At 66.5% G+C, this 21,129-nt stretch carries 18 protein-coding genes; 2 read left to right on the top strand and 16 right to left on the bottom strand.

What is annotated here, in order from left to right; translation table 11 throughout:
• Window positions 1-43: 43 nt before the first annotated feature.
• On the top strand, window positions 44-703 hold the full coding sequence (locus RAH32_RS10895; RefSeq protein WP_306607964.1) for a GntR family transcriptional regulator: 660 nt from the start codon (window positions 44-46) through the stop codon (window positions 701-703).
• A 6-nt stretch (window positions 704-709) separates the two neighbouring features.
• On the opposite strand, the gene RAH32_RS10890 is transcribed toward RAH32_RS10895, so the two are convergent.
• From RAH32_RS10890 to RAH32_RS10815, 16 genes are all read right to left on the bottom strand, one after another.
• Window positions 710-1,750 carry an AbrB family transcriptional regulator gene (locus RAH32_RS10890; protein ID WP_306607963.1) on the bottom strand — a complete coding sequence of 347 codons (1,041 nt, stop codon included), beginning with the start codon at window positions 1,748-1,750 and terminating at the stop codon, window positions 710-712.
• On the bottom strand, window positions 1,751-3,046 hold the full coding sequence (locus RAH32_RS10885; RefSeq protein ID WP_306607962.1) for an MFS transporter: 1,296 nt from the start codon (window positions 3,044-3,046) through the stop codon (window positions 1,751-1,753).
• Window positions 3,047-3,185: 139 nt separating this feature from the next.
• Window positions 3,186-5,738: an HWE histidine kinase domain-containing protein gene (locus RAH32_RS10880; protein WP_306607961.1), complete on the bottom strand. Its 2,553-nt coding sequence runs from the start codon at window positions 5,736-5,738 to the stop codon at window positions 3,186-3,188.
• Window positions 5,735-6,265, bottom strand: coding sequence for a biliverdin-producing heme oxygenase (locus tag RAH32_RS10875; protein WP_306607960.1), 531 nt, complete (start codon window positions 6,263-6,265; stop codon window positions 5,735-5,737). The genes RAH32_RS10880 and RAH32_RS10875 overlap by 4 nt, the downstream gene beginning before the upstream one ends.
• Before the next feature lie 103 nt (window positions 6,266-6,368).
• The gene (locus RAH32_RS10870; RefSeq protein ID WP_373429708.1) at window positions 6,369-7,286 is read right to left on the bottom strand and encodes a 2-hydroxyacid dehydrogenase; all 918 of its coding nucleotides are present in this window, start codon (window positions 7,284-7,286) and stop codon (window positions 6,369-6,371) included.
• Window positions 7,286-8,425, bottom strand: a complete 1,140-nt coding sequence (gene rodA, locus RAH32_RS10865; RefSeq protein ID WP_306607958.1) for a rod shape-determining protein RodA — start codon at window positions 8,423-8,425, stop codon at window positions 7,286-7,288. Before rodA ends, RAH32_RS10870 begins: the two co-directional genes overlap by 1 nt.
• A gap of 5 nt (window positions 8,426-8,430) precedes the next feature.
• A complete protein-coding gene (gene mrdA / locus RAH32_RS10860) occupies window positions 8,431-10,371 on the bottom strand; it encodes a penicillin-binding protein 2 (protein ID WP_306607957.1) in 1,941 nt (646 codons plus the stop codon).
• Window positions 10,368-10,895: a rod shape-determining protein MreD gene (locus RAH32_RS10855; protein ID WP_306607956.1), complete on the bottom strand. Its 528-nt coding sequence runs from the start codon at window positions 10,893-10,895 to the stop codon at window positions 10,368-10,370. Before RAH32_RS10855 ends, mrdA begins: the two co-directional genes overlap by 4 nt.
• The gene (mreC, locus tag RAH32_RS10850; RefSeq protein ID WP_306607955.1) at window positions 10,895-11,830 is read right to left on the bottom strand and encodes a rod shape-determining protein MreC; all 936 of its coding nucleotides are present in this window, start codon (window positions 11,828-11,830) and stop codon (window positions 10,895-10,897) included. Before mreC ends, RAH32_RS10855 begins: the two co-directional genes overlap by 1 nt.
• A gap of 25 nt (window positions 11,831-11,855) precedes the next feature.
• Window positions 11,856-12,890, bottom strand: coding sequence for a rod shape-determining protein (locus RAH32_RS10845; RefSeq protein ID WP_126153706.1), 1,035 nt, complete (start codon window positions 12,888-12,890; stop codon window positions 11,856-11,858).
• A gap of 236 nt (window positions 12,891-13,126) precedes the next feature.
• On the bottom strand, window positions 13,127-13,744 hold the full coding sequence (locus RAH32_RS10840; protein ID WP_306607954.1) for a VPLPA-CTERM sorting domain-containing protein: 618 nt from the start codon (window positions 13,742-13,744) through the stop codon (window positions 13,127-13,129).
• Window positions 13,745-14,007: 263 nt separating this feature from the next.
• A complete protein-coding gene (locus RAH32_RS10835; protein ID WP_306607953.1) occupies window positions 14,008-15,564 on the bottom strand; it encodes a 2-isopropylmalate synthase in 1,557 nt (518 codons plus the stop codon).
• A gap of 221 nt (window positions 15,565-15,785) precedes the next feature.
• Entirely contained in the window at window positions 15,786-17,048 is a 1,263-nt protein-coding gene (locus RAH32_RS10830) for a DUF2254 domain-containing protein (RefSeq protein ID WP_306607952.1), read from the bottom strand.
• A gap of 1 nt (window position 17,049) precedes the next feature.
• The gene (locus RAH32_RS10825; RefSeq protein WP_306607951.1) at window positions 17,050-18,516 is read right to left on the bottom strand and encodes an ABC transporter substrate-binding protein; all 1,467 of its coding nucleotides are present in this window, start codon (window positions 18,514-18,516) and stop codon (window positions 17,050-17,052) included.
• A gap of 10 nt (window positions 18,517-18,526) precedes the next feature.
• Window positions 18,527-19,219: a CDP-alcohol phosphatidyltransferase family protein gene (locus RAH32_RS10820; protein ID WP_306607950.1), complete on the bottom strand. Its 693-nt coding sequence runs from the start codon at window positions 19,217-19,219 to the stop codon at window positions 18,527-18,529.
• Window positions 19,220-19,268: 49 nt separating this feature from the next.
• On the bottom strand, window positions 19,269-19,985 hold the full coding sequence (locus RAH32_RS10815; protein WP_306607949.1) for an SseB family protein: 717 nt from the start codon (window positions 19,983-19,985) through the stop codon (window positions 19,269-19,271).
• Between the two features lie 122 nt (window positions 19,986-20,107).
• Between RAH32_RS10815 and RAH32_RS10810 the strand changes: the two genes are divergently transcribed.
• Window positions 20,108-21,103: a serine hydrolase domain-containing protein gene (locus RAH32_RS10810; protein ID WP_306607948.1), complete on the top strand. Its 996-nt coding sequence runs from the start codon at window positions 20,108-20,110 to the stop codon at window positions 21,101-21,103.
• Window positions 21,104-21,129 lie beyond the last annotated feature (26 nt).

Here is a 21,129-nt window from a genome sequence, read left to right as displayed (position 1 = left end):
TTTCTTGCTGATTTGTTAGGCTGAAATGGCAAGGAGATCAGTCTTGACCAGCGTTCCGAATACCCTGCGCATCAGGCGCGCCCTGGAAGATGCCATCGTCGCGGGTCGCTATCTGCCCGGCACCCGCCTTGACCCCGAGGCGCTGGAGCAGGAATTTGACTGTTCCCGCACCCCCATCCGCGAAGCGTTCCAGCAGCTTGAAGCATCGGGACTGGTGCGCGTCATGCCCAAGCGCGGCACCTTCGTCAGCCAGTGGTCGCCCGAGGAACTGGCCGAACGTTTCGAGGTGATGGCCGAGATCGAGGCAAGCTGCGGCCGCCTGGCCGCGCGCCGCATCACCCAGGCGGAACTGGACGCCTTCCAGAAGGTCCATGACGATTGCCGCCGCCAGGCCGAGGCTGGCGAGGTCGAGGCCTATTACGCGCGCAATTCGGAATTCCACCACTGCATCTATCGCGCCACGCACAATGCCTTCCTGGTGCAAGAAGCCGCGCGGCTGCACGCCATGCTGCAACCCTATCGGCGGATGCAGTTGCAGGTTCGAAACCGGATGGGCCGGTCTTTTGCGGAACACGACGCCATCGTGGCGGCGATCCGGGATGGCGATGGGGACGGCGCGGCGCGGGCCTTGCACGATCACGTCATCGTGCAGGGGGACCGGTTCCACGACCTGATCGCGGCAATGCGCCGGACGCTGGCCTGAGGCAGCCTAGGGGCGCCGCTGCCGGATCACCGCGAACAGGATCGGCGCGCCTGTCAGGACCAGGATCACCCGCGTGATGTGGTGGACCACCACGAAGCTGAGATCGGCCCCCGCGATCAGCGCCAGCATCGACATTTCCGCCTGCCCCCCCGGCATGAAGGCCAAGAACCCCTCGACCGGCGGGGCAAGGCCGGTCAGGGTCACGAATTCCGTCACCGCCGCCGCGATCACCGCCAGGATCAGGACGAAGACCGCGCCACCCGCCACCGTTTCCCGCAACTCGCGCAGCGTGACGCCGACATAGCTGGTGCCGATGCCGATGCCGATCAGGAACTGCGCGGCCAGCAGGGCCTCGCGCGGGGGGCGCATGTGCAGCACGCCCGCCAGCGACAGGGCCATGGCCAGGATCAGAGGGCCAAGGATCGCCGCGCCGAACAGGCCGATGCGTTCGGCGGCCTTCCACCCGATCAGGGCGGCAGCCGCTATGATCGCCAGTTCGGACGGGGGCATGTCGGCTGCGGGCTGACCCACGGGATGGGTCAGTTCCACGCCGTAAACCGATACCAGCACCAGCGGGCCGACGATCATGATGACCAGCAGCCGCGTGACATGGACCAGCGAGACCTGGCGGATGTTGGCGCCGGCTTCCGCCGCGAAGACGGTCATGTCGGCGGCCCCGCCCGGCATCGCGGCATAGAAGGCCGTCACCAGATCGAAGCCCACGACACGGCGGAAGAACGGCACGCCCACCAGCCCGATCGCCGCGATATAAAACGGAATGATCGCGACCGAGGCCAGCATCGACGGCAGTTGCGCCACAAGCGCGGGCGTGACCGCCGCGCCGATGGCCACGCCCAGCACCGACCGCGCCGCAACCGATACCTGGCCCAGCCCAGCCAGCCGCGCGCCCATCAGGGCGGCGACAAGAGATGCGATCATCGGTCCGAACAGGAAAGGCAGCGGCAGGTGCAACAGCCAGAACAGCGCCACGCCCGCGGCGCCGATCAGCACCGTGGTGGCTTGCCGCCTGCGCATCCCCTCGGCCATTCAGACCTCGTCCCGGCCCGATGCCAGGATGCAGGCCAGCGTGATCACCGCTGCCGCCAGCATGTAATAGCCGACATGGGCCAGGCCATAGGTCTGCTGCAACCAGGTCGCGGCATAGGGCGCCAGCGAAGCCCCGAAGATCCCCGCGAAGTTGAAGGTGATCGAGGCCCCCGTGTAACGCACCCGCGTCGGAAAAGGCGCGGCCAGGGCGGCGCCGATGACGCCATAGGTCAGGCCCATCAGGAACATGCCGATGGTGACAAAGCCGTAGAGGGCCGCGTCGCTTCCGCTCATCAGCGGTGCCAGGAAGAACGAGAACGCCCCGATCAGCACCGTGACAACGACCAGGAACGGGCGCCGCCCGACGGCATCCGCGATCTTGCCCGCGAAGGGGATCGCAATGCCGAAGATCACCGAGCCATAGATCTGCATCAGAAGCGCATCCATGAAGGCGATCTGGCGCACCTTGACGTTATAGGACAGAAGCCAGGCCGAGCAGATATAGAACAGCACGAAGGTCACAAGCGCCACGAAGGTGCCCAGGAAAAGGCTGCGCTTGTGGTTGCGGAACAGTTCCACGACCGGGACGGACACCCGCTGGTCGCGCTTGACCGCTTCGGCGAATTCCGGGGTCTCGGTGATGGACAGGCGCACCCACAGTCCAAGGACGATCAGGATGATCGAGGCCAGGAAGGGCAGCCGCCAGCCCCAGGCCAGCAGGTCGTCCTGCGACATGAAATGCAGCAGCACCCAGAAGAAGCCCGAGGACAGGAACAGCCCGACCGGCGCGCCAAGCTGGGGAAACATGCCGTACCAGCTTCGCTTGCCCTCGGGCGCGTTTTCGGTCGCAAGCAGGACCGCCCCGCCCCATTCGCCGCCCAGGCCGAAGCCCTGCCCGAACCGGCACAGTGCCAACAGCGCGGGCGCCGCGACGCCGATCTGGGCATAGGTCGGCAGCAGGCCAATGATCACCGTCGAGATCCCCATGGTCAGCAGCGCCGCAACCAGCGTGGCCTTGCGTCCGATACGGTCGCCGAAATGGCCGAAGACAATGGCGCCGAAGGGCCGCGCGAAGAAGGCAATAGAAAAGGTGGCGAAAGACGCCAGCAGCGCCGTGGTCGCGTCCTCGGCCGGGAAGAACAGGGTTGGAAAGACCAGCACGGCAGCCGTCGCATAGACGTAGAAGTCGAAGAATTCGATCGTCGTGCCGATCAGGCTGGCCAGCAGCACCCGTGCAGGGGAATTGATGGGCGTGCCGCGCGCCTTGGCGGGCGCAGTGATGGTCTGATCAGTCATGGTTCATCGTCCGCTTGTCAGGGAAAGGCCCGGCATCGCGGAAGATGCCGGGCAGGCCCCGCGCTAACCCAGATGCTGCGGAAAGAGAATGCCGCGCATCCCGAAAGTTGCGCGGACATGGCAGGGTTGCAGCCAGGGATTACCGCCGTTCGGCCTCGGCCAGCTTTTGCAGGATGTCGCCCACCTGATAGGGCTTGCCCACGACGGGGATGCCACCGAACCCCTGGGGCAGGCCGATATCCCCGCCATAGCCGGTGGCGAAGACGAAAGGGATGTCGCGGGCGCGCAGGACTTCGGCCACGGGCAGCGAGTCCTCGTCCGCCAGGTTGACGTCAAGGACGGCCAGATCCGGCGGGTCGCTGTCGATCATCGCCAGGGCCGCCTGGACCGTGGCGGCACGTCCGGTGACCTGCAGGCCATGGTCCTGCAATTCGGCTTCCAGCGCCATGGCGATCAGGGTCTGATCCTCGACCAGCAGAACGCGCCGCCCGTTCAGGGGGGCGGGGGCAGCCTGTGCGGCGGCGGGACGCAAGGTGGCCGCGGGACCGGGATCGGCCAGGCGCACGAAATCCGAAGGCAGCATGAAGGCGGCGGCGATCCCCTGGGGGCGATAGGCGATCCGCGCCTCGCCGCCCAGATCAAAGGGCAGGGATTGCTCGATCAGCGCGGAGCCGAAGCCGGTCCGCTGCGGGGGCGTCAACCCGTTCAGCCCGTTCTCGGTCCAGCGGATGCGGCAATGACCGTCGGGATCGATGCGCCAGTCCACCGACAGATGCCCGCCGGGCCGCGACAGGGCGCCGTATTTGGCGGCATTGGTCGCCATCTCGTGGAAGATCAGCGCCATGACCGAAAAGGCCCGTCCGTCCAGGACCACCGCCGGACCGTCCATCTGGATCGGCTTGCCGTCGTCCGCATAGGGGCCAAGTTCCGCCGCCAGCAGGTCGTGCAGCAGCCCGCCCTGGTCGTCGCGGACCACCTGGTCATGGGCGAAGGCAAGGGCCTGGATGCGCCCGCGCAGGGCATTGGCGTAATCGGCCAGGGCCTCGCCTTCCTTGGGCTTGCGGCTGACAAGCGACTGGATCACCGCCAGGATGTTCTTGACACGGTGGTTCAGTTCCTGGTTCAGCACTCGCTGGCGGACGGCGGCGCGGGCGCGTTCGTCGGCCAGAAGCTCGTTGTTGAACAGCAGCACCTCGACCACGGCGATGCGCAGCGCCTCGGCAAAGCGGCGGTCGTTTTCGGACCAGGGGTGGCTTCGGTCGCGGACGGTTTCCTTCCAGATGGCAAAGCTCTTGCGCGGCGTCAGGCGGTCGCCGAACTTGCCGGTGGCATAAGTCTTGTTCGGATCGCCCGCCCAGTCCAGCGTCTGCACGGCTTCCCTGCGGAAATAGAACAGGAAATCGCGCGGGCGCCGCGACAGCGGCACGATCATCAGCCCCGCGATCCCCGTCGCAGACGAATCCATCGACGTCAGAGCGGCCAGGTTGTCGGTCGAGAAGACCTGGCCCTGGGGCAGGCTTTCGGCCAGGGCCAGGATCGGCGCGATGTCATGTTCGGCGGGCGCATGGCCATGCGCCGTCCAGCACCCGTCCAGCCACATCCCGATGCCGTCGGCGGGGATCAGCCTTGCCAGTGCCGGCAGGCGGACCTGCAGGGCGGCGGCCGCATCCTCGTTCTTGCGGGCATCGAGCATCAGGTCGTCAAGCGCGCCGCGGGCGGCCAGCTCGGCCTCTCGGGTCTGGCGGCGGGTCAGCGCGTCCAGGTGCATCGAGAAGAACTCGCCCACCATTTCGGCGGCAGCACGGTCGGCCATGGACAGGATCTTGGGCGAATAGTGATGGCAGGCGATCAGCCCCCACAAGGCGCCGTCGATGATGATCGAAATCGACATGGATGCCGACACACCCATGTTGCGCAGGTATTCGCAATGGATCGGAGAAACGCTGCGCAAATGGGCATAGGACAGATCCAGCGGCTCGGCCCGGGGATCGCCAGCCCAGATCGGCACGGGCACGAAGGACGCGTCGCCGATCACCCGGATGGGGTTGCGCAGATACAGCGCCCGTGCCTGCTGGGGGATGTCGCCGGCGGGGAAATACTGGCCGCGGAAGCTTTCCTGTTCGTCCAGCTTGGCCTCGGCCACCACCTTGCCCGCGCCGTCATCGCCCAGTTGATAGACCATCACCCGGTCGTATCCCAGCTGCGCCTGCATCAGCATCGCCGCCTGCTGGATCAGCCGTTCGGCGTCGCCCATGACGCGCAGCCGTTCGATGACCGTCCGCGACAGGCTGATGATCGTGCCCAGCCGGTCCGAGGCCGGTTCGAATTCGATGATCGTGCGGCCCTTGAAGCGGTGGATGGTGGCATCCAGCGCCTGCCCGTTCACCACCATCCCGAAGATCAAGCTGGGGCGCAGGCTTCGGCCCGACACGGCCAGGGCGTTCAGCAGCCGATGCACGTTTTCCGACCCCAGCACCTCGGCCAGCGGCTGGTCCAGCGGCGCCTGGGTCAGGTTCAGAAGGGCAGCCGCGTTGTCCGAATGATACAGGACCACCCGGCCCGCATTGTCGCAGGCCAGCAGGCAGCCATGGGGCTGGATGCTGCCGGGAATATGGATCGGTTCCCGGTCGCAATTGGTCAGGTCGATCGGCTTGCCGACAAGGGACGCGTCGGATGCGGCGTTTTCGTTCATGTCGCAGACTTGACGCCATAGGCGCAGAGCGCAACCCCAAATACGGCGCGCGCTGCCGCAAGGGTGGGCGCTGCGGGAAGATCGGCGCCTTCCATCCAGTCCAGGAACTGCCGCCATCGATGGGGCGAGGCGGTCTGCGCCGCCAGGTGGCGCGCGCCGTGGCCGGGCGTGAATCCAAGATCCGCCGCGCGCCGCGCCAGCAGCCGCGCACCCAGGGCAGAACCTTCCAGCACATAGCGGGCTGCGGCCTGCGCGGCAGGGCCTGCCAGCACCGGCGTATCGGGAAGCGCAGGGCGGGGCTGGTCCAGATCGGCCAGATCCTGGGCGATCACGGGCGCCAGCCGCTGCAACGGCCAGTCACCGCCGGTCAGCGCGGGTTCGACAGCCGCGCGGAACGCATAGCTGCCTGACAGGAATGCGCGATAGGCGCCGCCATCGGCAAATGTGCCGACCGCCTGATCCAGGCGATCATGCAGGTCGCGCGTCCCGGTCATCAGAACGCGACGCAGGGAATCGTCCTTGGTCATGAAGCATCGGCTTTCCAGTTGTCCCCCTGCCATACCTGCCCTTGCCGGAGTGTCGCAATAGGTTGCCTTACCCGCGCGTTAACACATGCCGACCGGCTTTGGTTCAATAGCCCCTGTCGCGATCCACCAGATACAGGACCGGTCGGCCCGACATCGCGCGGCGCAGGTTTTCCACGGCGACGGGTGCGGCGGTTTCCACCCGCGTCTCGGCGGCGATATGGGGGGTGACGGTCACGCGGGGGTGGGACCAGAAGGGATGGGCGGCGGGCAGCGGCTCGGCCCGGAACACGTCCAGCACGGCATGACCCAGATGGCCGCTGTCCAGGGCGGCCAGAACCGCGCCGTCATCCAGGACCGTGCCGCGCCCTGGATTGATCAACCATGCCCCCTGCGGCAGCCGTGCGAGTCGTTCGGCATTCAGAAGCCCGCGCGTTTGCGCCGTGTCGGGCAACAGGGTGATCAGGATCTCGGCCGCCGTAAGGGCTTGGACCAGTTCGCCGGGACCAAAGACCCGCACCCCCGGCACCGGACGGCCCGACGCGCTGAAGCCCGACACGGGAAAGCCGATGCCGCCCAGCATGGCGGCGACGCTGCGACCCAGTTCGCCCATCCCCAGGATCGTCACCTGCCGGTCGCAGGCCAGGGGCGGGGTCAGGCCGTTGCGCCACACGCCGTCCTGCGCGTAACGATCCATCCCCAGATGCGCGCGCAAGGCCCAGCCGGTGCAATATTCCGCCATGCCGCGCGCCAGCCCCGGATCGACCATCCGCGCCAGGGGCTGCGTCAGGGTCGGATTGGTCACGATGCGTTCGACCCCGGCCCACAGGCTTTGCACCAGCCGCGCGTTGACGAAGGGCGACAGGTCGTCGATGGGTCCGCCGGGCGCGAAGATGATGGCGTCGATGCCAGCCGGATCGGCGGCCTCATTGGCGCGGACCAGTTCCATTTCGGGCGCAAGCCCTGTCAGGGCGGGCGCCCAGGCGGGCCACAGCGCGTCGGGGGCGGCGAACAGGACGCGCATCATCGCGGCCTGTGCACATGGGCGGCCTGCACCAGCCCGAAGCCCAGCATCAGGATCATCAGCGACGTCCCGCCATAGCTGACCAGCGGCAGGGGCGAGCCCTTGGCGGGCAGCATGCCCATCACGGTGGCCATGTTGATCGCGAAATACAGGAAGAACGTGCCGCTGATACCGATGGTGATCAGCGCAGCGAAGCGGTCGCGGTTCGACAGCGCGGAATAAAGGCAGAAGCCGATGATCAGCGTGTAGAGCCCCAGCAGCGACATGGCGCCGACAAAGCCGAATTCCTCGGCCAGGACGGTGAAGATGAAGTCGGTGTGCTTTTCTGGCAGGAAATTCAGCCGCGACTGCGTGCCCTGCATGAAGCCCCGCCCCGACCAGCCGCCCGATCCCAGGGCGATCTGGCTCTGGATGATGTTGTAGCCCGCGCCCAGGGGATCGGCGGTCGGGTCCAGGAAGGTGTCGATGCGGCGGAACTGGTAATCCTTCAGAAGCTGCCAGTCCGTGCCCCGGCTTTCCAGCACCGCCGCGACCAGCCCCACGGCGGCCGCGATCACCACGCCGAAATACCACAAGGACACGCCCGCCGCGAACATCACGATGCCGCCCCCCGCCACCAGCATGATCGACGTGCCAAGATCGGGCTGGATCAGCACCAGCCCCGTGGGCGCCAGGATCAGCACCACCGGGATCAGCACCCACAAGGGCCGCGACACCCGGCGCGCGGGCAGCCAGTCGTAATAGGCCGCCAGCAGCAGCACGAGCGAGATCTTCATCAGCTCGGACGGTTGCAGGCGGATCGGACCGATGTCGATCCAGCGTTGCGCGCCCATGCCGATCTCGCCCACCAGTTCGACCGCGATCAGCAGCAGGAAGCAGCAGACATAGGCGGGAACCGAGATGCCCCGCCAGAACCACATCGGCACGAAGGCCAGCGCGATCATGATGACCATGCCGGCGGCAAAGCGGTACATCTGCGGCTCGGCCCATGTGTCCACGCGGCCCCCCGCGACCGATACCAGCATCAGGAACCCGATGCTGGCCACGGCGGCGATCAGGAAAACCAGGGGCCAGTTCAGATACAGGATCTTGCGGATGCCGGTCGGGGTCTGGGCGACCTTGTAGTCAAGATAGGACATGGCGATCAGGCCCGCGTCAGGCGGGGCGCGTCAGGCGGGAACAGGTGCATGGCGTTGTGACGTTCCTCCATCGCGGCGCGCTGATCGTCGGGCACGGCATCCAGGGGCGGCAACCCGCCGTTCAGCGCAAACAGCATGATGTCGCGGGCGATGGGCGCGGCAACAGCCGATCCGCCGCCGCCATGCTCGACGACCACCGAGATCGCATAGCGCGGCGCGTCATAGGGGGCATAGCAGACGAACAGCGCGTGGTCGCGGCGGTTCCAGGGCAACTGGTCGTTCGACACCACCCCCCGCGCGCGTTCGGCGGCGGTGATGTTGCGGACCTGGCTGGTGCCGGTCTTGCCCGCCATGCGCCAGTCCTCGCGGATGATGCGCGACCGCCGGGCGGTGCCGCTGTCGGAATTCATCACCTCGTCCATGCCCAGGCGGGCCACGCGCAGGAAGGCGGGGTCGATGTCCAGGACAGGAAATTCCGGGACAGGCTGCTGCACGCCGTCGATGGCACGCACCAGGCGGGGACTGACCTCTCGACCCGATGCGATGCGCGCGGTCATCACCGCCAGTTGCAGGGGCGAGGCCAGCACATAGCCCTGCCCGATCGAGGCGTTCAGACTGTCGCCCACCTGCCAGGCCTGTCCGTGCCGCGCCTGCTTCCACGCCCGGTCGGGCGCGATCCCTTCGGCCACGGCGGACATGGGCAGCTCGTGGCGCTGTCCCAGGCCAAGCTTGCGGGCCATGGCGGCGATGCGGTCGATGCCGACTTTCTGCGCCAGTTCATAGTAATAGACGTCGCAGCTGTGCGACAGGCTGGTCACCGCATCGACAGTGCCATGCCCTCCCTTGCGCCAGCAATGGAACCGGCGCCCGCCCGCAGTGGTGTAGCCGGGGCAATAGAAGCGCGATCCCGCATTGATGACGCCCGCTTCCAGCCCCGCCAGCAGCGTGACCATCTTGAAGGTCGATCCGGGCGGATAGACCCCCTGCACCGTCTTGTCGGCCAGCGGACGGTGGTCGTGGTTCATCAGCGCCTTGTAATCGGCCGACGAAATCCCCCGCACGAACTTGTTGGGATCGAAGGAGGGGGACGAACAGATCGTGACGATATCGCCCGTCTGCACATCGATGGCGACGGCCGCCGCGCTTTCGGTTCCCATGCGCTGCGCGGCATAGTTCTGCAACTGCGCGTCGATGGTCATCTGCACGGTCGCGCCCTGTTCGCCTTCCTGGCGGGACAGCTGGCGCATCTCGCGTCCGGCGCTGTTCACCTCGACCCGGCGCTGACCGGCCTTGCCGCGCAGAACGTCCTCCATCCGGGCCTCGAAGCCGACCTTGCCCAACTGGAACTCGGGCAGCATCAGGACGGGATCGGGATCCTCGATCTTGGACAGGTCATAGTCGCTGACAGGACCGACATAGCCCAGCACATGCGCCAGATCGCCCGCGCGGGGATAGACGCGCGACAGGCCCGATTCCGGCGTGACGCCCGCCAGCGACGGCGCGTTGACGGCAATGGAACTGAACTGTTCCCAGGTCAGGCGGTCGGCCAGGACGATGGGCGTGACCGCACTGCGCTTGGCGAATTCGTCCAGAAGCTCGGCCATGCGGGCATCGCTGATGGGGATCAGCCGCGCCAGCCTGCGCAGAACGGGTTCGACATCGCCACCCGCCTCCTCGCGCGTCAGCGTCACGCGATAGTTCTGTTCGTTACCGGCGATGACAATCCCGTTGCGGTCGTGGATCAGGCCGCGCGCGGGCACCAGCAGGCGGATCTTGATGGAATTGCCGTCGGCCAGCATCCGGTATTCCTCGGCCTGCTCGACCTGCATCGACCGCAGCTTGAGCGCCAGCGTGGTGATCACGCCAAGCTGGAGTCCCGCCAGCATCAGGCCCCGACGCGTGATGCTGCGGCCATTCGTGTCGCCGGGGCGGGGGGGTTTGGTCATCGGACGGCCCTCATCTGCTCGACCTCGACAGGGGTGATACGGCGCAGGCCCAGCAGAACACGCGCGCCCAGCACCACCAGCGGATAGGCAGCGATAGTCGCAATGTAGTGCAGGATCACCAGACCCAAGGCCGGAACCGGCATCATGAACAGCCCCTGCACGATACGATAGCCCAGCATCATGGCGCCGATCAGCACCGCGATGCGCAGCCATTCAACCATGAATGGCGCATCGCGCCAACGGGCCTCACGCAAGCGTGCGGCCTCGGTCCCCATCAGGACGATGGCGGGCCACAGCCCAAGCGGATTGAGCAGGATGATGTCCTGGACGACAAAGGCCAGCACGATCACCAGGGCCGCCAACTGGTCGGGGCGGCGCAGCACCCAGGCCAGCACCAGGCAAAGACCCAGGTCAGGGCCGGGCAGGCGCGCGGCCCCCGCCGACAGGGGCAGCAGGCGCAGAAACAGCAGCACTGCCATCGCTGCGCAGAACAGCATTGTGCCGATCAGCACCTGCCGGTTCATCAATCCGTCCCTGCGGCCAGGGGATCGGACATGGCAGCGGCCTCGACCGGGGATGCGGGGACCTGCGGGCCGATGAAGCCCTGATCGCCGGGCGTGATGACCGCACCCGAATCCACCACGGTTTCCGCCGGATGGGATCGCAGCACGCGCAGGAATTCCAGCCGCCCGTAATCAGCGGCCATGCGCAGACGCATCCGCCCGTCGCTGCCCTGGACGACCTGCCCCGCCAGCAGCCCCGGCGGAAAGACCCCGCCATCGCCCGAGGTGACGACACGGTCGCCGGGCCGCACATTGTCGGGCGTTTCGATGAAGTCCAGGAAAGGCAGTTGCGTGTTGTCGCCCGTCAGCAGGGCGCGTTCGCCGGACGGCTGGATGGTCACCGGAATGCGAGAGGAAGGATCGGTCAGCAGCACCACCCGGCTGGTCCGCTTGCCCACCCCGGAAATGCGCCCGACAAGGCCCAGCCCGTCCATCGTGGCCCAGCCCTCGACGATGCCGTCATCGGCACCGACGTTCAGCAGGACCGACTGGCGAAACGCGGAACCGCTGTCCACCATGACCATGCCCGTCACGCTGGTCAGGGCCGGGTCGATGCGGACGTTGTTCAGCGCCATCAGCTTGGAATTTTCCTGCTCAAGCTGGACGGCGGCTTCCTTCCAGGCCTGCATCTTCTGCAGTTCGCGGCGCAGTTCCTGGTTCTGTTCGTAGATCCGGGCATAGGATTGAAAGCCGCCGATCATCTGGCTGACCTGGGTGACGGGCGCCATGGCCCAATCGAACGAGGGGATCACGCGGTCGATGATGGCGACGCGCATCGCCTCGGCCCGCGGGCTGTCGATGCGCCAGAACAGGAACAGCGCAACCAGCACAAGCGCCATCAGCGCGATCAGCACGCGCCGGACGGGTGTGGCGAAATCTGGTCCCTTGCGTGCCATTCACGCAGCCCCCTTCCGGGCCGCCTCAGCTGTCGTAGTCGATCACGTGGCGCAGCTGCTTTTCGTATTCCAGCGCCTTGCCGGTGCCAAGCGCCACGCAGTTCATCGGCTGGTCGGCCAGCGTGATCGACAGGCCCGTCTGCTCGCGCAGCGCCAGATCCAGGTCGCCCAGCATCGCCCCGCCGCCGGTCAGGATCACGCCGCGGTCCACGATATCGGCGGCCAGATCCGGGGGCGTGGCTTCCAGCGCGACCATCACGGCCTCGCAGATGGCCTGCATGGGTTCGGCCAGGGCCTCGGCCACCATGGCCTGGCTGATCTCGATTTCCTTGGGGATGCCGTTCAGCAGGTCGCGGCCGCGCACCATGATCGTGGCGCCGCGCCCGTCGTCGGGCATCCGGGCGGTGCCGATGCTGGTCTTGACGCGTTCGGCGGTGGATTCGCCGATCAGCATGTTCTGGTTGCGGCGCAGGTAATTGATGATCGCCTCGTCCATGCGGTCGCCGCCGATGCGGACGGACCGGGCATAGACCACGTCCCCCAGGGACAGGACCGCAACCTCGGTCGTGCCGCCGCCGATGTCCACGACCATGGAGCCCGTGGGTTCGGTGATGGGCATGCCCGCGCCGATGGCCGCCGCGATGGGTTCGGCGATCAGCCCCGCCTTGCGGGCGCCGGCGGACAGGACCGACTGGCGGATGGCGCGCTTTTCAACAGGGGTCGCGCCATGGGGCACACAGACGATGACCTTGGGCTTGGAAAAGCCGCTGCGCTTGAACACCTTCTTGATGAAGTGCTTGATCATCTGCTCGGCGCTGTCGAAATCGGCGATGACGCCTTCGCGCATGGGCCGGATCGCCTCGATGCTGCCCGGCGTGCGGCCCAGCATCAGTTTCGCGTCCTCGCCCACGGCCAGGACCTGCCGCTTGCCGTCCTTGACGTGATAGGCCACGACCGACGGCTCGTTCAGGATGATGCCCTTGCCCTTCACATAGATCAGCGTGTTCGCCGTTCCGAGGTCGATTGCGATGTCGGTCGAAAACAAACCGCCGAATGCCATGCCCGTTATCCTTTCGCGCCGGTTTCACCGGCTGTCCCCATTCTTGTCCGCTTCAAGCGCAGCCACGGCGCGGAATCGATGCACGCGGCGGTGCCCCCATATAGAAGCCTGGGTTGCAGCGCGAAAGCCCTGTTCCCGCGATGGGCCGAACTGGGGATGCATTACGGCATCGCATGAGCGCATGAAAAAGGCGCCCATGACCGGCATGGGCGCCGTCAGGAATTCTTCAGGTCGTCTCAGGCTGCCTTGCGGCGGCGACGCAGGAAGGCAAGAGCGGCCAGTCCGGCCGGCAGCAGCGCCGCACCGGCAGGCAGCGGAACCGGGGCGGGCTGAGGCTCGCCTGCGAAATAGACCGAAGCGTGCGACAAGCCGCCGCTGCCCTCACCGGGGCCGAACGTATTCCAGATCCCTGTCAGCGGTGCCGTGGAATCCAACAGGAAGGCAGCGAAGGTTTTCCCCTGCTTCAGGGTAACCATGATGCTTTCATAGCCCAGCGGGTTCAGGACCGACCAGGTGCCTTGGCCAAACTGGCTGAAACCGCCGTCAAGATAAGAGTCGCCATCGTCAGTCTTGTCGGCCAATTCCCAGCCGCTGATGCCATTGATCGAGAAAGCGGCGTCAATGGTATTCGTGTCATTGTTGGAATGGCAGGCCGCAGTGACATTGCCACTGCCCTGTTCCAGCAAGTAGGAAACAGTCTTGGTGCTTCCGTTGCCGTTCTTATTCCCGTTCCCGTTCTTATTGACGTTCCCGTTCCCATTCGCTTCAACGAATGTTGCAGTGCATGTCGCCGCCTGCGCGATGCCGCCGCATGTCAGCGCCAGAACCGACGCCATGATAACCGCCTTCATCATTAAACTACTCCTTGGCACGCGCCCAACTGCTCATGACCGAACAACGCCTTACTCTAACCAGTGCGTGCAAAAAAAGAAAATTTGAACTTTCTGGCAGGCGAATGCGTTTGCAGGGCCCCGAAGATCACTGGCTGTGTGCAAAGACCTCACACAGAACACTCTGTGGTTGTTTTCCCACGCGCCCACAAAAAGCGGCAAGGCTGCTGGAATGTCATGCAGCAGGCGTCTTTCCCGGTCCTGACGAATCAGGACCGGGCATTTTCTCAATGCGAATACATGCTGATTTCCTTGCCGTCCCGGCCCGCCCGTTCGCGGCGCACGATCAGGTGGTTCAACGCGCCGACATAGGCCTTGACCGAGGCCAGGATCGTGTCGGTGTCGGCGGCCTGGCCGTTGACGATGCGACCGTCCTCCTCCATCCGCACGGAAACGGTGGCCTGGGCATCGGTCCCTTCGGTCACGGCGTGGACCTGATAGAGCTTCAGCGTGGCATTGTGCGGGAAGATCTGCTTGACCGCATTGAAGCAGGCATCGACCGGGCCGTCGCCGGTGGCGTGGACGGTCTTTTCCTGCCCGTCCACGATCATGGTCAGGTCCGCCGACTGCCCGTCGCTGCCGCAGACCACGCGCAGGTGCTTCACTTGCAGATGATCGTCGCCGGTATTGGCCGAGGCGTCCTGGACCAGCGCCACGATATCCTCGTCATAGACCTCTTTCTTGCGGTCGGCGAGCGCCTTGAAACGGACGAAGATATCCTTCAACTGGTTGTCGCCCACATCGTATCCCAGGTCGGCCAGCTTGGCGCGCAGGGCGGCGCGGCCCGAATGCTTGCCCATGGCGATGTTGGTTTCGTTCAGGCCGATATCGGCGGGGCGCATGATCTCGAAAGTTTCGACATTCTTCAGCACGCCGTCCTGATGGATGCCGGATTCGTGCAGAAAGGCGTTCTTGCCGACGATGGCCTTGTTGAACTGCACCGGGAAGCCCGAAACCTGCGCCACACGGCGCGAGATGCCCATGATCTTCGTCGTGTCGATGCCGGTATCGAAGGGCATGATGTCGTGGCGCACCTTCAGCGCCATTACCACCTCCTCCAGCGCGGTGTTGCCGGCACGTTCGCCAAGGCCGTTGATGGTGCATTCGATCTGGCGCGCACCAGCCTCGACGGCGGCCAGGGCGTTGGCGGTCGCCATGCCTAAGTCGTTGTGGCAATGGGTGGCGAAGACCACGCTTTCCGATCCCGGCACGCGCTCCAGCAGCATGCGGATCAGGTCGGCGGATTCGCGGGGCGCGGTATAGCCCACGGTGTCGGGGATGTTGATCGTCGTCGCGCCGGCCTTGATGGCGATTTCCACCACCCGGCACAGATAGTCGTGTTCGGTGCGCGTGGCGTCCATGGGCGACCACTGCACGTTGTCGCACAGGTTGCGGGCGTGCGTCACGGTCTGCTCGATCCGTTCGGCCATCTGGTCCATGTCCAGGTTCGGGATCGCCCGATGCAGCGGCGAGGTGCCGATGAAGGTATGGATGCGCGGGCGGCGGGCGTGGCGCACGGCTTCCCAGCAGCGGTCGATGTCGGGCAGTTGCGCGCGGGCCAGGCCGCAGATGACGGCGTTCTTCGCCTGCTTCGCAATCGCGCTGACGGCGGCGAAATCGCCTTCGGATGCGATAGGGAAGCCCGCCTCGATGATGTCCACGCCCATCTCGTCCAGCATCTGGGCGATCTCCAGCTTTTCCTCGTGGGACATGGTGGCGCCGGGCGACTGCTCGCCGTCGCGCAGGGTGGTGTCGAAGATGACGACGCGGTTCTTGTCGGACATGGGATATGCTTTCTTACGGAAGTTCTGTCGCTGGGTTTGCCCGGGCACGTCCTGGCTGAGCGGCGGCCCGGAGACCCGCTCAGCGCAGCGTAAGAAGCAGCAGACCGCGGAGGTTCACGGCCACGCGCGCGCCGTGTGGCGCGGTCGGGGCGGCGGGAATGTCCAGCATCCGGGTCATGGCGCGGACTATGCCGCGTGAGGGGGCAAATGAAAAGCGGAAATCACGCCGCGCCCCAGCTGCGATCCAGGCCCTCCAGCACCTGCCGCAGCCGGTCGCGATCATGCTCGCCCGGCAGGTCTGCCAGGCCCCGGTCAGCTGCCAGGCGCAACTGGCGCTCCGCCGCCTGACGCGCCGAGGCGGGGCCAATCCGGCGCAGGGCGTCCAGGGCCTTGACCAGGCGGGTCAGCACGTCGATCTGCCCCGCCCCGTCGCGTGCGATCAGGTGAAAGGCGTCGTCGCAGATGTCGTCATACAGCAGGGGCGGCACGCGCAGGCGGGGATATTCAGCCTTGTGCAGTTCGGCCTTGTGCCAGCCCTCGGACCACAGGGTCAGCAGGCGCACCTGCCGCCCGATCACGTCGATGGCGGTGCCAGGGTCGTTGACGGCGGGCGACAGGGCGCGCAGCGCGACCTCGGACAGGGTGATGAGGCCGAAGCGGGGATCCTGATCAAAGGACCGGGCCGCCGCAATGGTGAAGGCACGGCGCACCTCGCGCGCCAAGTCCTCGCCCAGTGGTGCGCCCTGCACGACCGCCAGGGGGGTGCCGTGATACAGGAAGGCACCGGGCAGCACGCGGATGTCCAGGTGAATGTCGCGATCCTCGCACAAGGCGGACAGCGCGGCGGTGTCGATGAATTCGACATAGCCCACCTGGTCCGACAGGATGGCGGGCGCGGTCGGCGCATCATCGGGCAGCGGGCGCCCGCCCAGGAAGGGCAGGTCCAGCCGTGCTTCCATGGACCGGCGGGTCGCGTCCTCGAGCCGGTCGATGGTGTCGCCCACGCGCCCCAGCTTGGTCAGCTGATGGATCCAGCGCAGCAGCGCCAGCACGATCAGGATGATGACCAGAACCGTGGTCACGAACAGCAGCGCCCGGCCTTGCGGGCCATAGATATTCACCCGCAGCGCCACCAGACCCACGACGCTGAACAGGAACGATCCGATGAAGGTCGCCAGAACCGACTGGATGAAATCGTCCTCGGTCAGCAGCCGGGTCGCGCGCGGCGTGGCGTTCGACGTGGCCGATCCATAGGCCGAGGTCAGCGCGGTGACCGAAAACGTCGTGACCGCCAGCATGGACGAGGCGATCACGTTCAGCAGGCTGTCGATCGCCTCGGCGCTGATGTCGATGGGCAGGGGCCAAGGCAGCCATGACGCCAGCGTCGCGGCCACCGCCGCCGCAAAGCCCATGAGCGCATAAAGCGAGACGCGGATCCACAACGTCCGGCGCAGCCGCGACAGGATCCAGCGCAGCCGCGACATGCTATGGCACCCACCGCACCTGGGTCAGGTCATTGGCCTGAGTGGGCGCGTTTTCCCACAAGCCTTCGATGCGGGCATCCGCCACGCCGGTCTTGGCAAGCTGGAACAGGAAGGCGTTGACGTAGTCGCCCGCGATCATTTCCTGCGCCTGCTTCAGCAGGTCGCTGCGCTGCTGCGGCGTCACCGCCGCCTGGAGCTGGTTCATCAGCGTCACGAATTCGGGCCGGGCGTAATGGAAGTAGTAATCCGGCCGGGCATAGATATCGATGTCCAGCGGCTCGGTATGGCTGATGACGGTCAGGTCGAAGTCGCCGCCCTTGAAGACGGTTTCCAGCCATTGCGCCCATTCCATGGTGGTGATCTGCGTCCCGATGCCCACGGCGGCAAGCTGGGCCTGGATGATCTCTCCGCCGCGCCGGGCATAAGGGGTGGGGGGCAGCGCAAGGCGCAGGGTGATGGGACCGGCCCCTGCCTCGGCCAGCAGGGCCTTGGCCTTTTCGGGATCGTATTCCGACATGTCGGTCAGATCAACGTAATCGGGATGGTGGGGCGCGAAATGGCTGCCGATGGGGGTGCCGTATCCGAACATCGCGCCGTCGATGATGTCCTGGCGGTTGATCGCGTGCGCGATGGCCTGGCGGACCCTGATGTCGTCCAGGGGCGCGCGGGTGTTGTTCATGGCCAGGATCGTCTCGCCCTCGGTCGTGCCGACCATGACCTTGAAGCGGGGATCGGCCTGCAACTGGGGCAGCGTCTCGGGCGCGGGGAAGTTCGGGAATGCGTCCACGTCGCCCGCCATCATTGCCGCAAAGGCGGCCGAGGGGTCGGGAATGAAGCGGAAGGTCGCGGTCCGCAGCGCGGGCTTGTCTCCCCAGTAATCGTCAAAGGCCGACAGAACGATCCGGTCGCCCTGCACCCATTGGTCCAGCCGGAACGGGCCGGTGCCGACGGGCTTGGTGGCAAGGCCCTCCGCGCTGGCCGGGTCCAGCATCACCGCATCGCCCCAGGCCATCTTGAAGGGGAAGTTGCCGTCCGGCGCCGCCAGCGTCACGCGGACGGTTAGGGGATCCAGGGCCTCGACCGACTGGATGCCCTGGAACAGCACCTTCTGGGCATTGGTCGAATCCGCCGCCCGCGCGCGATCCAGCGTGAAGACCACGTCGCTGGCATCGAAGGCGGCGCCGTCGTGGAAGATCACGCCGTCCTGCAGATGGAAGACATAGACGAGGCCGTCCTGTTCCACGTCCCAACGTTCGGCCAGGGCGGGCTCGATGGCCCCGTTCGGACCGAAACGGGTCAGCCCTTCGAAGACATTGGCATAGACCACCTCGTCGGTGGCCGCCGCCGCCCCGCCAGTGGGATCCAGGTTTGGGGGTTCAAGCACCATGCCCAGGGTGATGGCGTCCTGGGCGCTCGCGGGCAGCGCCAGAAGGAACAGGGCGGCCAGCGGTTTCAGGGCATGGATCATGGGTGTCCCTTCAGGCGCGTTCGGGCATCAGTTGCTGCGCGGCCCCCGCCAGCATCAGCCAGAGGGAGGTGAGGACCAGCCCCCAGTTGGCCCAGCTGTCGGGGTGGAAATCAACCCAGGCCGCGCGGGCGGCGAAGACGCACCACAGGATCGCGATGGGCAGCGAAATCGCGCGCCAGCGTTCGGTCCGCACCGGATGGATAAACTTGATCGGCAGGAACATTCCCACCGTCAGCGCCACGACGATCAGCAGGATCACCGTCCAGTGCGGATCGGTCGCGAACAGGACCAGCACCACCATGTTCCAGCAGCCCGGAAAGCCGGAAAAGGAATTGTCCTTTGTCTTCATCCGGGTATCGGCCCAATAGATCACGCTGCCATAGACGATGGCGATGATCGCGAACCAGCCGGTCCAGCCCGACAAGAGTCCCGACTTGAACAGCGCATAGGCCGGAATGAAGGCATAGGTCAGATAGTCGATGATCAGATCCATCAGCACGCCGTCATAGTTCGGCGAGTGGATCTTGACGTCGTATTTCCGCGCCAGGGGACCGTCGATGCCGTCAACGACCAAGGCCACGACCAGCCACAGGAACATCAGCGACCATTTTCCTTCGACCGCGGCCAGCATGGCCAGCATCGAAAGCACGGCGCCGGTGGCGGTCAGCAGGTGAACGGACAGGGCTTTGTGTTGCGTCTTCATGGCCCGGTTCTGGCAGTTTGGCGGCGATCACGCAACCGTGCTTGGCCGATCAGCGCAGGATTGGCGGACCTTTCGGGCGCGGAGGAACCTCGGGGACCGACAGATCGAAGCGCAGCACGCCCGCGGGCATGGCGGCGTCCGTGAAGCTGACATCGACGCCGCCGGGCTGTTCCGGCAGGAAGGCCAGGGCCTCGGCCAGGGCCTTGGCGATCGCGGGCTGATGGGCGGGATCGGCGCCCGCGATCAGGACCACGTGCCCTTCTTCGGTGCCCGCCAGCGCCGCCCCCGCGATCAGACCACGCATGTCGCCCAGGCGTTCGGCCAGGGGCTGCGCCAGGGCCTCGACGGTTCCGGGGGCGGGCGGGGTCAGGCGCAGGTGGGCATCCGTCGCTTCGGGCGCGGCGGACAGCGCGCCGGTCAGCCAGTCCAGCATGGCCGCGTCCATCAGCATTTCCGATGGCAGGCCCGGATTGACCAGCAGGCCCGCCCCTTCGGACTTCAGAAGACCCGCCAGAACCCGCCCCGGCATTGCGGCATAGGCAACGGGGCCGCCGAAAAAGCCCGCCAGCCGGTCCTCGGTATCGCAGGCCAGGGCCACGGGACCGGTTTCCAGCGGGAAGATGCGCAACTCGACCTGGTCGCCCATTGGTTCGGCCACCAGGGCCACGGCCAGTTCCGTATCGGCCAGCCGCGACAGCATCCGCGCCCGCTGGGGCGCGGCGGCATCGTGGAAGGGAACCGGGGCAAGGTCGTCAAGGGCGGTCATGGCGGGCCTTCCTGCTGCGGAAACGGTCGCTGCCTGCCCTAATGGCGCCCTGCCCCCGGAACAAGCCCAAGCTGACGCAACCGTGATTCCCGACCGGGCGGATACTGCCACATATAGTCTGCATGAAACGCCGCACCCTTTTGCTGACCGCCAGCCTGTCGCCGCTGCTTGCCGCGCCTGCCCTGGGCCAAGCCAGCCTTGGCCCGATCCTGGACGATGCCGCAGGACTGGAAAACCTGCGAGCCATTGCTGTCTGGCAGGGCGGGGAAATCGCTGCCCGAGGTTATCACGGCTTCACGCCGGACGATCCCACGAACATCAAGTCGGCGTCCAAGTCGATCATCTCGGCCCTGGCGGGCATTGCCATCGATCGGGGTGAACTGGACGGAACCGACCAGCCGATCGCACCGATCCTGCGCGACCAGCTGCCGGCCGATCCCGATCCGCGCCTGGCCACCGTGACGCTGGGCAACCTTCTGTCCATGCAGGCGGGGCTGGAACGGCAGTCGGGCGCCAATTACGGCGCCTGGGTCAGCAGCCGCAACTGGGTCCGCGCCGCCCTGGCCGCGCCCTTCACGCAGGATCCGGGCGGGCGGATGCAGTATTCCACGGCCTCCACGCATCTGGTCTCGGCGATCCTGACGCGGGTGACCGGCCGGTCCACGCTGGATCTGGCGCGCGACTGGCTGGGCGATGTGCCGGGCTTTGCCATCGCCGGCTGGGAACGCGACCCTCAGGGCATCTACCTGGGCGGCAACCAGATGGCGATGAGCACGCGGTCCCTGCTGGCCTTTGGCGCGATCTATGCCGATGGCGGGCGCGCGGGCGGGCGGCAGGTCGTGCCCGCCGACTGGATCGAGGAAAGCTGGCAAACGCGCACCGCCTCGATCTTCAGCGGCCAGGGTTACGGCTATGGCTGGTTCATCGGCCAGGCCAGTGGCCGCCCGGTGCGTTACGGCTGGGGCTATGGCGGGCAGATGATCTATGTCTTTCCCGCGACGGGACGCCAGCCTGCGGTTGCCATCGCCATGACCTCGGATCCCGACCAGCCGTCTGCGCGGACGGGATACCGCAACGACCTGCACATGCTGGCCGACCGGATCATCCAGGCGCTGTAGGGTGCGTGCTGGCACGCACCGCAGCC

This window comes from Paracoccus yibinensis (assembly GCF_030846195.1).
Classification (GTDB): domain Bacteria; phylum Pseudomonadota; class Alphaproteobacteria; order Rhodobacterales; family Rhodobacteraceae; genus Paracoccus; species Paracoccus yibinensis.
The sequence above is the reverse complement of the archived record's forward strand: the minus strand, read 5'-3'. Positions and strand labels throughout refer to the sequence as shown.